A 13,498-nucleotide genomic window follows, 5' to 3' on the forward strand; every position below is an offset into this window, starting at 1 on the left:
GAAACACTTACTCGTACGATTACTGTGACCTCTGCCGATGGCACTGCAAGTCATGATGTGACCATTACTATTGTGGGTGCCAATGACGGCCCTATCGCGGTCGATGATGAAATCAACGTCACAGAAGACACCGCCTTCACCTCAACAATAGAATTAGATGCCAATGATTTAGATGTCGATGGCGATGATCTGACCGTCACCGCGGGCACCTTTACCACGACCCAGGGCGGCACCATTGTTATCGCCGCCGATGGCAGTTACACCTATACACCGCCACTGAACTTTACTGGCGTCGATACCGTCGAATACACCGTCTCTGACGGCAGTCTCAGCGACATCGGCCTGCTCACCATCAATGTGGGCGAAGTGAACGATGCCCCTGTGATTAACAATTATCAAACTCAAATCAATGAATCTGTTGCAAATGGCACTGTGATTTATGATGTTGATGAAGCGACAACATCTAACGACACTGATATCGATGGTGATTCACTGACCTATACCTTTGTTTTATCTAATGGTTCAGAAAGCTTAACCAGTGAGAATAGTGCATTTATCATTGATCAAAATACTGGTGTAATCTCAGTAAATGACACTAACCAGATTAATTCTGAGCAGTCTTCTCAATTTAATTTAACAGTGAAAACCTCTGATGGTAGTTTAAGTGATACTGCAATTGTGACTATCGATTTAAACACTGTTGATGCTGTCGATGATGCTGTAGGGACCACTTTTTCAACCACTGCTGACTCAGCCAACGGTTGGGTTAGCCCTGTAAGCTCAGATGGCGAAGCAGATTTTGTGATTAGCGCCAGAAATGCTGACGGCAGCACCGGAACACTGACTTATAATGATGGCACTAATCAATTAGGTGTGGATGGGTCTCCAAGATCCACAGACCAAATTACAAGTCAGATTGAGTATGATTCTGCATCAGGAACATCAGAAGCGATTGTCATTGATTTCAATGGCCTAGTTAATGAAGCAACCTTTAGTGTTTCTAGAATGTTTGCTGATGAAAATAGTGGTGAGCAAGGTACTTGGTACGCTTATTACAATGGTCAATTGGTCGCAACCGAAACCTTTTCAACAACTAGTGGCACAACCGGCACATTTACAATTAATACTGGCAACCTTGTATTTGACCAGCTGGTATTTGAAGCTGCACCAACTATTAGTGAAGTAAATGGAGGGCCAGATCTCACTGACTCCTCAGACTACTACTTAGACTCTGTCACTGTCACAGGACCTGCACTGGTTGATGCTTATGTTGTTCAAGAGGATCAGATATTAACCATTAGTGATATCACAGAAGGTTTATTTGCTAATGATACTGATGCCCAAGGTCATAGCTTCAGTATTAGTCATGTCAATGGTTCGAGCTACACATATGGACAAGCAATCACGTTAACCAGTGGTGCTATCGTCACTATCAATGCTGATGGTACTTACAGCTATGATGTCAACGGTGCTTTTGATTCGTTAACTGCGGGAGAATTGGATACCGATACTTTCACATACACGATTACCGATCAATATGGTGCCGTAGATACTGCAACCGTTACCATTAATATCGTGGGGATTAATAATAACCCTGTATCAGGTAGCGATTCATTCTCAACGTCAGAAAGTGAGTTACTCACATTTACAACCAATGATTTAGTGAACAATGATACCGATGCTGAAAATGAGACTTTAACCATCAGTGGTTTTGCGCCTGATGCATCTGATACAAGTAAGATTGACGCTACCGAAGCGGGCGCCTCATTCACAACCACATTAGGTGGAACGATTACCATCAATGCTGATGGCACCTACAGCTACCAAGCGCCTAGCTTAGTACATAACTCTGGCGATGTTATTGTCGATACTTTCTATTATCAAGTCACTGATGGCACAGGCAATTCAAGCTGGACAGCGATAAATATTGATGTTGTTGATACAGCGCCAATTGCACTTGATGATGTTGATAGTATTGGTTTTGGTGGCACTGCCTATGGCAATGTCATCACAGGTGCTGGTACTGATGGCAGTGGAACAGATCAACTTGGTGCTGATGCCGGCTCAATTATAAGTTTCAATTTCCAAGGCACGACCTACTCCAATTTTGATGCTGATGGCAATATCACTATCTTAACCGACAAGGGTATTTTGATTGCCAATCAGGACGGAAGTTATACCTATGAATCGACTCAAACAGATACTATTGCAGAAAGTTTTGATTACAACGACCTACTCAATAGTAACGGTATTTCATTAAGTGGCATCAATAATGTTAACAATCTAGATTTAACCAATTTAGGCGCTCCTGGTAATAATATTGGAAACAATGGAAGTCGTGTGGGTGTTGGCCGTAGTGCAATCAATGGCAACGAAGCCATGATTATTGATTTAGGCACCAACGACAGCTTTACTCAGGCGACTATTGGATTAAATGGTAATACTTTCGAGGCCACTTGGACAGCCTACGCTGCGGATGGTACTACCGTCTTGGCGACAGGAAGTACGACCAATAATAGTATCAACATTATTAGCAATACCGCATTCCAATACATTGTCTTAACATCTGCGAGTGGCAACTATGGCTTAAACAGCTTAACTGCGACATCTGTCGGTGACGGCATCCTCGTCTCTGAAGAATTCAGTTACATTCTCGAAGATATTGACGGAGATACTTCTGAAGCGACATTAACGGTAAACCAAGACTCTACTCCAATTGCAACAGCTGACAGTCAAACCGTTTCAGAAGCAGGGCTGGTTCAAGGTACAGAGGAAGGCAGTAATTCTCATATTGCTACGGGTAATTTATTCGACAATGACTCTGGCGTTAGTGCTTCGACTATCATTGCCAGCATTGAAGGCCAGAGCCCATCCGATGGCATCATTACAATCAATACCACTAATGGCACATTAACTGTCTATACCGAAGATGCAGTGGGTATACGTGCAGGTGATTATCAATATGAACTTAATAATACCAACAACACAGGCACTGATTTACTCGAAAACTTTAATTATATTATCGAAAATAGCAGTGGTGTTACCAGTGACGCTAATCTTGAAATAACCATTGTTGATGATATTCCTATTGCTAATGATATAACCCAAAACCTTCAAACAGTTTCAGCACCTGTTACCACCAATTTAACCTTTGTGCTCGATGTTTCTGGCAGTATGGGCAATTCGGCGGGCAATGGTAAAAGCTATCTTGAAACTGCAGTTGAGTCACTCACCGCACTGATTAAAGAAGTTGATCAAACAGGTAATGTCAATTTACAAATCATTACTTATTCAAGCGGGACCTCAAACTCTGGTTGGTTACTGGATGATATTGATGGCGCGATTAATTACTTAAACAGCTTAGTCGCAGATGGCGGTACTAACTATGCAGCTGCAATTAATACTGTAATGAATAGCGGGGATATACCCACTGGCGCCGATCAAAACTTTGTTTACTTTATCTCTGACGGTGTACCATCATCTGGGCGAGAAGTAGATACGGACCAACAAACTGAATGGCAAACTTACGTTCAAGATAATTATGATATTTCTTTCGGAATCGGTATTGGCAATGCCAGTTTAGATGAGCTGTTGCCTATTGCTCACCCTGAAGTAAATGGTAATGAAGAATATGCCATTGTCGTAGACGATGCAGACGACCTTACCAGTACTATTTTAAATTATTTTGACAATAGCACGGTTGTTGGTGACCTAGGTATCATCACGGGAGATAGCACGACAGGCGTATTAATCGGCGCCGATGGCGGCCGCGTTGATAGCATCACCTTAGGGGGTGCCACCTACAATTATGACCCTGCTAATCCTGAGCAAATCATCACCACAAGTTTTGGCGGCACATTTACCATAGATTTTGAAACAGGCGTATATAACTACTTCATTGATGTTGATGAAAATATCCTCAATCAACAAGAGAATATAGACATTGAAGTCCTTGATAATGACGGTGATAGCAATTCACTCTCCTTGGTTATTGAACTTGATTACTATGCCGGACTTGATGCAAACGTAAATAATATCATTACTAATCAGGCTGATGGTTCAACACTCAGTATTGATACTGCCTATCTAACCCATGGAGACTCAACGCCAATTTCTGCGGCTATAACCTCCGTTGACGGTGGCGCGAGCTTATCCAATGGCGTCGTTACTTTAAATGCTGCCAATGATGGCGATAGCTTCAACTATACCCTCGAGGGTAATGGCGCTACTGACAGTGCACAAGTAACAGTTGATTATCAAAACTCAACCACTCTTACAGGCACCCATGAAAACGATATCATCATGGCAAATGCCTCTAATAGCAGCCTAGATGGCGGCGCTGGCGACGATGTACTAATCGGTGGCAGTGGTAACGACTTGCTCATTGGCGGTGAAGGCGATGACCTGTTAATCGGTGGTTTAGGTGATGATTTACTCATTGGCGGCGAAGGTGATGATACTTACACCTGGTCAGCTAATGATATTGGCACCGACACCATTAGTGGTTTTGACATCAACGCTGACAAATTAGATTTGAGTGACTTATTGCAAGGGGAAGATACTGACACCCTAACAGACTTCTTAAGCATCTCTTTTGCTGATGGTAATACCACGATCACCATAGATGCCGATGACAACAATAGTGTTGATCAAGTCATTGTACTCGATGGGGTAGATTTATCTGATAATAGCAATTATGGCACCACTGATGAGGGTGTTGTTATTAGTGGTCTGTTAGCAGATGGGGCGTTAATTATTGAATCTGCTGCAGATGAAAGTGCTGCCGTAGCTAGTAATCAAGCTACAGGCATATTCCAGATACAAAGTGATGAAAATATTATTCCATAAATACAACACTTTGTTGGCGTCACGTTGTATCATAACGGCGCTAACAAGGTAGTTACTTTTATAACAATAATTCTAAAGGATAAGCATTAGGTGCCAGCAACTGCATCAAACAATCAAGAACAGTGGACTATTTCAGCGTCCCAACGGACCACTGTTGATCCATTACTTGATTGCTTAGTCTTAATGACTGAACATTTTGGTTCGCCATGCTCAAGTGACTCACTTGCGGCAGGCTTACCATTAACTGGCGCTAACATCACTCCAGATTTACTACCGCAAGCTGCCTCGCGTGGTGGTTTGTCAGCTAAATTAACCCGTAAAGATCTTAATCAAATATCAGCTATTTTACTGCCTTGTATTTTACTGCTTAAAGATAAAAAAGCCTGCATATTACATAGCCTTGATATCGATGCTGACAAAGCAACCATTCAATTACCCGAAACCGGTGGAGAAGAAGTTCTCACCATTGAAGAACTAGAAACCCTTTATGTGGGTTATCTATTTTTAGTTAAACAAGAGTTTCGTGGCGATAACAGCTTTGATGTTCACATTCACGATAATAGTACTCACTGGTTACTACAAAGCATTAAAGACTCAGCACCCATCTATCGAGATGCCCTGATTGCATCTGTGCTAGTTAACTTATTCGCATTGGTATCACCATTATTCATCATGAATGTATACGATAAAGTGGTACCGAATTTAGCCTTTGAGTCATTATGGGTACTCGCCATTGGCGCAGGGATTGCCTATTTATTTGATCTTATTTTACGTCAGTTACGTAGCTACTTAATTGATGTTGCAGGTAAAAAAGTCGATATCATTGTTTCTTCAAAATTATTTGCCAAAGCAATTGGGATTCCACTATCAAAACGCTCCCCTAGCGTGGGCGGCATGGCAAGGCAATTAAGTGAATTTGACAGTATTCGAGAAATTTTAACCTCTGCAACCATCACCACCTTAGTGGACCTTCCGTTCGCCCTACTGTTTGTCACCATTATTTATATTGTTGCCGGCGACCTAGCGGTTATCCCAGTTCTTGGGGGGATTATCATTATCGGCTTTACGTTCTACATCCAACCAAAACTTAAGGCCGCAATTGAAGAAAGTAACCGCTTTTCAAGCCTCAAGCACGGCCATTTGATTGAAAGCTTAACGGCATTAGAGTCCATTAAAGCTAATGGCGCAGAAGGCCTAGTACAAAAAAGTTGGCAGCAGATGATAGGCCACACCGCTAACTGGCAGCTTAAATCTAAAAAACTCACTAATGCCGTCAGTAATGTGGCTAACTTTATTGTGCAGCTTACCGTCGTCTGCGTGGTGATCCTTGGGGTGTATCGGGTGGCTGATAATGCTATCTCAATGGGCGGCATTATCGCAGCGGTGATGCTTTCAAGCCGCGCAATCTCACCGATGGCGCAACTTGCAGGGCTAATTACTCGAGGCAACCAAACAGCAAGCTCGCTACGCCAACTTGACGAGGTAATGAACCAAGAAGAAGAGTTTGAAAACAAAGGCCATTTGGTTAGCAAACAGCGCTTACAAGGTAAAATTGATGCTGACAACATCGCTTTCAGCTTTCCTGAAGCCGAAAGACCTGTGCTACATCCGCTTTCCGTCCACATAAAACCCGGTGAGCGTATTGCTATTATCGGCCGTAATGGCTCAGGCAAAAGTACCTTAGCAAAACTGTTAGTTGGCTTGTATAAACCCACTCAAGGCAGCCTGCGTTACGATGGCTTAGATGCGGGTCAAATTCACCCCAGTGATTTACGTAAAAATTTCGGCTATTTGCCCCAAGATGTGACCCTTTTTCATGGTTCTATTAAAGATAATATTCTTTTTGGCACCCGTCAGGTGACAGAGCATCAACTTATTCGTGCAGTGCAGCTTTCTGGGGTCAGTATGTTTACTAACCTTGAGTCTGAAGGTTTAGATCAGCAAGTAGGTGAAGGCGGCTTGTCATTAAGCCGAGGGCAACGTCAAACCGTTGCATTAGCAAGAGCAACCTTAAATGACCCGCCCATCTTATTAATGGATGAACCAACAGCCAGTTTAGATGCTCGCGCTGAAAAACAGTTTATTCGCTCAATGGAGCATGTCAGTAAAGACCGCACTTTATTACTGATCACCCATAAGATGCACTTATTACGTTTAGTTGATCGCATTATCGTACTTGATAAGGGCCATATTATTGCCGATGGCCCCAAAGATCGCGTGCTTGAAAAACTCAATAATGGCTTACTTGCAGGAGGGCGCAGTTAATGACTAACAAGCTCTCTAACCATGATTTAGACATGGTCGATGATGTTTATGGTGCCATGATGACCGAGTCACCACGTGGTCATCACCTAATCATTTGGTCAATTGCGGCCATGTTTATCTGCTTCTTTATTTGGGCCTATTTTTCTGAATTAGATCAGGTAACTTCAGGAATGGGCAAAGTTATCCCCTCTTCCCAAGTGCAACTCATTGATAGTTTGGATGGTGGCGTACTACAAGAAATCTATGTCCAAGAAGGCATGATAGTCACCAAAGGTCAGCCATTAGTCAAAATTGATGACATTCGCTTCCGCTCAGATTTCGCTCAACAAGAACAAGAGGTTTATAGCTTACAAACTAATGTGATCCGCCTGCGAACCGAGCTAGATAGTATTGTTATTTCTGACATGTCTTCAAACTGGCGCGAGCAAGTTAAAATCACGAAGCAGCCATTAGTTTTTCCTGATGAGATTATCAATGATGAGCCTAACTTAGTTAAAAACCAACAAGCTGAATACAGCGGCCGTTTAGATAATCTCAGCAATCAGTTAGAAATTTTGGTGCGCCAAATTCAGCAGCGCCAACAAGAAACTGAAGAGTTAAGCTCTAAAATTATCACCCTAACCAAAAGCTATCAGCTGATTTCACGGGAATTAGAACTCACTAAACCCCTAGCACAAAAAGGTATCGTTCCAGAAGTTGAGCTATTAAAACTTGAACGTACTGTTAATGACATTCAAGGCGAGCTTAAAACCTTACGTCTACTGCGGCCTAAATTAAAAGCCACTATGGATGAAGCTATCCTTAAACGCCGTGAGGCGGTATTTGTTTACGCTGCTGATTTACGCGCCCAATTAAATGAAATGCAAACTAAGCTATCTAGGATGAACCAAGCGCAAATAGGCGCGTTCGATAAGATCAGCAAAGCCATTATTACCTCACCCGTTAACGGCACCATTAAAACCCTACACATGAATACCTTAGGGGGTGTGGTACAACCAGGTGAAGAGATTATTGAAATTGTGCCATCAGAAGATCAGCTACTGATTGAGACTAAGATAACCCCACAAGATATTGCATTTTTACACCCAGGATTACCCGCAATCGTCAAAGTGACCGCTTATGACTTTACCCGCTACGGCGGCCTCAAAGGCACCGTAGAGCACATTAGTGCCGATACCAGTTTAGATGAAGAAGGCAACAGCTTTTATACCATCCGAGTACGAACCAAAGAATCAAATTTGATAAAAAAAGATGGCACACAGATGCCAATTATTCCGGGAATGCTTACCTCAGTAGACGTAATAACCGGACAAAGAACAATCCTTGAGTATATTTTAAACCCTATTTTAAGGGCTAAAGAAACTGCACTTCGAGAGAATTAAACAAAAAACCTGGAGGGTTTTTTACATGAAATTGAATATAACCCAGTGTCGTAAGTTAAGTATTTTGGCATTGGCAATGTCTGCATTTTTTGCAGTACCTACTCTAAACGCGCAATCGTTAGAACAAGCTGTCGCCCATACTTTGGATACTAATCCAGAGTTGCGTATTGCCTTTAATCGCTTTAAAGCCCGTGAGGAGCAAGTTAATCAAGCTGTGGCAGGTTATATGCCAACAGTTGATTTAACCGGCGCCTATGGTTGGGAGCAAACGGACAGCCCCTCAACCCGACGTAAAAGCCAGCCTGGTAACGATAATTTAGATGATGGCGTTATGGAGCTCGAACGTGGTGAAGCAGGTTTTAGCATCAAACAGATGTTATTTGACGGCTTCTATACCAGCAGTGAAGTTGATCGCTACTCATTTGAAGCCAGTGCTGAACAGTGGGCATTATTTGCCGCTGCTGAAGATATCGCTTTAGAAGTAAGTAAGGTTTACACCAATTACATTAAAGCTGAGCAGCTATTAGTGTTATCGGAAAAAAACCTCCGAAGTCATGAAGAAATATACGACCAAATTAAGCAGCGCACCGAATCAGGCTTAGGCTCCATTGCTGATTTATCGCAAATATCAGGTCGATTAGCTCGTGCTAACGCTAATGTTATGGCAGCTAAAAATAACCTATTAGATGCGAAAGCACAGTATATTCGTATTGTCGAAAAAGAACCTGATAACTTAGTTGCACCAGTGCCAGATATGGATTTGATGCCTGATAATATCGCTGAAAGCGTGCTGATGGCCCAAGAAAATCATCCGATCCTTAAATCTGCCAATAGCGATATTAACGCCGCAGATAAAGAACGAAAATCAGCGCAGTCAAATTACTATCCAAAGTTCTCATTAGAATTAAATGGTAATTGGAATAATGATGTAGATGGTGAAGATGGTTACGGCACTGGCAGTGCTCTCAACCCTAATGTCGGCGGCCATAATAACGATTTAGTCGGCATGGTACGAGTTAAATACAACCTTTTCTCAGGTGGTAAAGATCTCGCACGGGAAAAGGAAGCTGCTTACAAAATCAATGAGGCCAAAGAAATTCGTCAACGGGCACATCGCCAAGTTATTGAAGGGGTGCATTTATCTTGGAATGCTTATGAGATGCTAGCACCGCAAAAACGCTATATTCGCGACCATGTGATTGCCTCTAAAGATACCCAAGTAGCTTATTCTCAACAGTTTAATTTAGGCCAACGTAGCTTGCTGGATTTACTCGATACTGAAAATGAGCTGTTTCAAGCCCGTAAAGATTACCTGCAAACTGAGTTTGACGAAACGGCGGCAAAATATCGGCTGCTAAATGCAACGGGTAGATTGCTTGACTCGTTGCGGGTCACACGTCCAGATATTTGGCAAGGTGAACGTGATTATGAAGGTGGAGTAAGATGATGAAATATTTGTTTTTGCTACTTGTAATAAGCTTAGCGACTGGCTGTTCGATGCGAGACATTGTCACTATGGATACGGCCACGCAACAAGAGTTTGATCTTAATGATAATGATAATGACGGTGTGATTATGGCCCGTGAGCGCTGCTTAGAAACGATCATTGGTGCTGATATCGACAATTATGGCTGCGCCACCGTAAGCAAAATTAATGAGCGCCAGGAGTTACACATTCTGTTTGAAAATGACTCAGCAGACATTAACCCACGCTTTTATCAGCAAATTGAACAAATTGCGCAATTAATGAAGCTGTACCCTAGCACCAATGTCACCATTGAAGGCCATTGCAGTAAAACCGGTAGCTATGAGCATAATCTACACTTATCTCAAGCCAGAGCACAAAACGTTACCCAAATATTAGCTGACACTTTTGCTATTAATCCGTCAAGGCTCAATGCCATTGGCTATAGCTACGATAGACCTATTGATGAATCTGACTCAGCCGAGGCTAATGAGGCTAACCGCCGGGTTATTGCTGAAGTGACTGGCGATGATTCAAAAACAGATATGAAGTGGCACATTTATACTGTTGATCAGTAAAAATTGTCATTGAGGTGCTAACAGTTGCCTGATAATGGCCGTTCGAGGTTAGAACGTATAAAACAATGTTGTCATTATTCACTGCTAGCATCTGCTTTGATGGTATCGGGGCTTTTTGCCGCGCCACCAGCGCAAATTGATGCAAAAAAAACCATTAATGCTTTAACTGAGCATTACGGTGAAAGAGCTGGAAAACGCGCCACAGCTTGGTTCAAAATCATCAATGAAGCACCGCAACTTGATGAGCTTGCCAGGCTAGAAAAGGTTAACCGTTTCTTTAACTTATTTAAGTTTATTGACGATAAAGCCTTATGGGGCGAGTCTAATTATTGGGCTTCTCCGATGGAGTTTATTGGGGTCAATGCTGGTGATTGCGAAGATTTTTCTATCGCTAAATACTTTACCTTACTCCAAGTTGGTATACCTGAAGATAAACTCAGAATTACCATGGTAAAAGCCAAAACAGTAAACCAGTACCACATGGTGCTAGCTTACTATGAAACACCAGGCGCGGTACCACTGGTTTTAGACAATCTAGACCCGATAATAAAACCCGCGACAATGAGAAATGATTTAATACCTGTTTATAGTTTTAATGGTAAACAGTTATGGCTCAACAAAGAAAAAGGCCGAGGTGTGCTTGCTGGCTCCTCGTCACGTCTTGAAAAATGGAATGATTTAAAACTTAGATTGGGTATCGACCGCTTGCGTCAACCCAAACAAAAAATGGAGCAGTGACCAAGATGACCCTCTTTCGTCAAATCTATGCGTTACTTTTTGGTTTATTTTTACTGGTGGTGATCAGCTTAGGTTACGTGCAGTTTACTGAGACCCAAAGTTTCTTGAGTAAGCAGATGGAATCAGATTTAAATAATGCCAGTCATTCCCTTGGTATTATGCTCGTCCCTGCCCTTGAAAATGGTGATGATGTTGGCGCAGAAACCCTAGTCAATGTGATATTTGAAGGCGGTTATTACCAGCAAATTAAACTCACTTGGCTGGTTGATGGTAAGCAACAAGTGTGGAATAACGCCATCAGAATCGACGGTGTACCGCAGTGGTTTATTGACCTTGAGCTATTTAAAAGCATCACCAAAGAGACTGTCTTAACCTCAGGCTGGCTGCAATTAGCTAAAATAGAAATTACTGCTCACCCTGGGTTTGGCTACCATGAACTGTGGCGGATTATTTCTAATACCATTATCATTTTTTCCATTCTATTTTTATTGGCTATCGTCTGCGCTCGCTTTGGCTTAGGCTTTATTTTAAAACCGTTACACGACCTTTCAATTCATGCAAAAAAAGTGGCTAATCAGCAGTTTGGACCTGATATGCCAATGCCTAAAACTAAAGAGCTGCAAGAGTTAGTAAGTGCATTTAATAGCATGTCGGCACAACTTAAACAGGTATTTAACTCACTGGATGAAGAAGTCTCAGCCCTACGTAAGAAAAACCTCGTCGACCAGGTTTCAGGGCTGCCAAATCGACAATATATGGTCAGTCGAATTAATGGCTGGTTAGCAGAGCCTAGCAGTGGAGCAATATTCTTAGCCAAATTTGACTGGTTAGAAACAGTGCACAGTAAATATGGTTATCAAGTACGTGATGAAACCATTAAATTGCTGTCACAAAAGCTGCAGCACCATTTAGATGAGGTAGCACCTTCTGTTATTGGCCGTATTGCCGCCTATGAATTTGCTTTTTTGATCGCCGATGTTGAACATGAACAGCTAACTAAATACTTACAAACCTTACTCAGAACCCTTAATAAGGAAATATCAAAAGCAGGTTGTAAGCCCAACGAAGGCTTTGCGATTGGTGTTGCAGAGCGCATTGGTCAAATGACCGTCAGTGATATTTTAGCCCAAGCTGACAATGCACTGCAGCAGTCACTAAAAGACAATAAAGTGTTTCATTGGTTTGAAACCGACGAACAACAATTATTTAGCCGTGAGCAATGGCGCACTAATCTCACCGATGCGATTCGAAATAAAAAATTCCAGTTCAGATGGCAGCCTATTTTGCTCAATCGCAAAAAAGAGGTATGCCAGCGGGAAGTTTACTGCCAACTTACCGTCGACGACAAATTGCAACACGCAGGTCAATTTATGCCTTATGTTGAGTTATTGTCATTAGGCACCTTGCTGGATCAATGTTTAATTGAAACTGTGGTAGAAAACCGACTTTTAGAGCGAAATTATGAGCCACTCGCTATTAACCTCACCTTTCAAAGTATTAGTGATATTCATTTTCACACTTGGTTGCAGCAGTTTTTACGTCATTGCAATTTCCCTGAAAGGATCTGTTTTGATATACCTGAAGCCAGTGTTTATAGTGATTTAGAAAACTGTGAAAAGTTATGCCATATTATTCGTGATAACGGGGCAACATTTGGTATTGATCATTTCGGCCGTCAATTTGGTTCAATGGCCTATTTACAAAGCCTGCGCCCAAGTTATGTCAAACTGGATCAATCCTTTGCCTATATGGAAGATGACCAACACAATATTGAGCTATGTAGAGCCTTATCGAATGTGGCCAAAGGCTTAGATATTCAAGTCATAGTCACCGGAATACAGCAGCAAACACAGTTAGAACGTTTTGCCTCCATGCGACTTGATGCTTACCAAGGCTTTATTTCACCGCCGGTTTCCATCAACATTTAATTTATCAGCCAATAAGGTAATTCATACCCAAAAAACCACATGCAAATGTGGTTTTTTATTATCTGTAACCTGCATTAATGTATAACAAACCCAGCGATACTAACTAAACGTACCAACCATTGAGGTAACAAGGGAGTAGCTAAAAGGGATGATGCTGCACAAGGTGTTTATTTGAAATACAAAAAAGCCACTCATTGAGTGGCTTTTTTGTTAAATGTGGTCGGTGATAGAGGATTCGAACCTCTGACCCTCTCGTCCCAAACGAGATGCGCTACCGGGCTGCGCTAATCACCG

The 13,498-nt window shown here is 42.1% G+C and carries 7 protein-coding genes and 1 tRNA gene; 7 read left to right on the forward strand and 1 reads right to left on the reverse strand.

Annotation, left to right across the window (positions count from 1 at the left end; all coding sequences use genetic code 11):
* The 7 genes from Q4546_RS18515 to Q4546_RS18545 all read left to right on the forward strand — a co-directional run.
* Positions 1 to 4,848, forward strand: a 4,848-nt coding sequence (locus Q4546_RS18515; protein ID WP_303446812.1) for an Ig-like domain-containing protein, incomplete at its 5' end; no start/stop codon positions are given.
* Positions 4,849 to 4,938: 90 nt separating this feature from the next.
* Positions 4,939 to 7,113: a type I secretion system permease/ATPase gene (locus Q4546_RS18520; protein ID WP_303446814.1), complete on the forward strand. Its 2,175-nt coding sequence runs from the start codon at positions 4,939 to 4,941 to the stop codon at positions 7,111 to 7,113.
* Positions 7,113 to 8,495: an HlyD family type I secretion periplasmic adaptor subunit gene (locus Q4546_RS18525; RefSeq protein WP_102439728.1), complete on the forward strand. Its 1,383-nt coding sequence runs from the start codon at positions 7,113 to 7,115 to the stop codon at positions 8,493 to 8,495. Before Q4546_RS18520 ends, Q4546_RS18525 begins: the two co-directional genes overlap by 1 nt.
* Before the next feature lie 25 nt (positions 8,496 to 8,520).
* Positions 8,521 to 9,942, forward strand: coding sequence for a TolC family outer membrane protein (locus Q4546_RS18530; RefSeq protein ID WP_102439729.1), 1,422 nt, complete (start codon positions 8,521 to 8,523; stop codon positions 9,940 to 9,942).
* Positions 9,942 to 10,538, forward strand: coding sequence for an OmpA family protein (locus Q4546_RS18535; RefSeq protein ID WP_303446816.1), 597 nt, complete (start codon positions 9,942 to 9,944; stop codon positions 10,536 to 10,538). Before Q4546_RS18530 ends, Q4546_RS18535 begins: the two co-directional genes overlap by 1 nt.
* A 99-nt stretch (positions 10,539 to 10,637) precedes the next feature.
* Positions 10,638 to 11,276 carry a transglutaminase-like cysteine peptidase gene (locus tag Q4546_RS18540; RefSeq protein ID WP_303446819.1) on the forward strand — a complete coding sequence of 213 codons (639 nt, stop codon included), beginning with the start codon at positions 10,638 to 10,640 and terminating at the stop codon, positions 11,274 to 11,276.
* Between the two features lie 5 nt (positions 11,277 to 11,281).
* On the forward strand, positions 11,282 to 13,204 hold the full coding sequence (locus tag Q4546_RS18545) for an EAL domain-containing protein (protein WP_102439731.1): 1,923 nt from the start codon (positions 11,282 to 11,284) through the stop codon (positions 13,202 to 13,204).
* A 217-nt stretch (positions 13,205 to 13,421) separates the two neighbouring features.
* On the opposite strand, the gene Q4546_RS18550 is transcribed toward Q4546_RS18545, so the two are convergent.
* Positions 13,422 to 13,498, reverse strand: a tRNA-Pro gene (locus Q4546_RS18550).

It is taken from the genome of Shewanella sp. 4_MG-2023 (genome assembly GCF_030548015.1).
Taxonomy (GTDB): domain Bacteria; phylum Pseudomonadota; class Gammaproteobacteria; order Enterobacterales; family Shewanellaceae; genus Shewanella.

Excerpts from the sequence above, each read along its gene's own strand:
- Q4546_RS18525 (WP_102439728.1), top strand. The coding sequence starts at position 7,113 with ATGACTAACAAGCTCTCTAACCATGATTTAGACATGGTCGATGATGTT.
- Q4546_RS18530 (WP_102439729.1), top strand. The coding sequence starts at position 8,521 with ATGAAATTGAATATAACCCAGTGTCGTAAGTTAAGTATTTTGGCATTG.
- Q4546_RS18535 (WP_303446816.1), top strand. The coding sequence starts at position 9,942 with ATGAAATATTTGTTTTTGCTACTTGTAATAAGCTTAGCGACTGGCTGT.
- Q4546_RS18540 (WP_303446819.1), top strand. The coding sequence starts at position 10,638 with ATGGTATCGGGGCTTTTTGCCGCGCCACCAGCGCAAATTGATGCAAAA.
- Q4546_RS18545 (WP_102439731.1), top strand. The coding sequence starts at position 11,282 with ATGACCCTCTTTCGTCAAATCTATGCGTTACTTTTTGGTTTATTTTTA.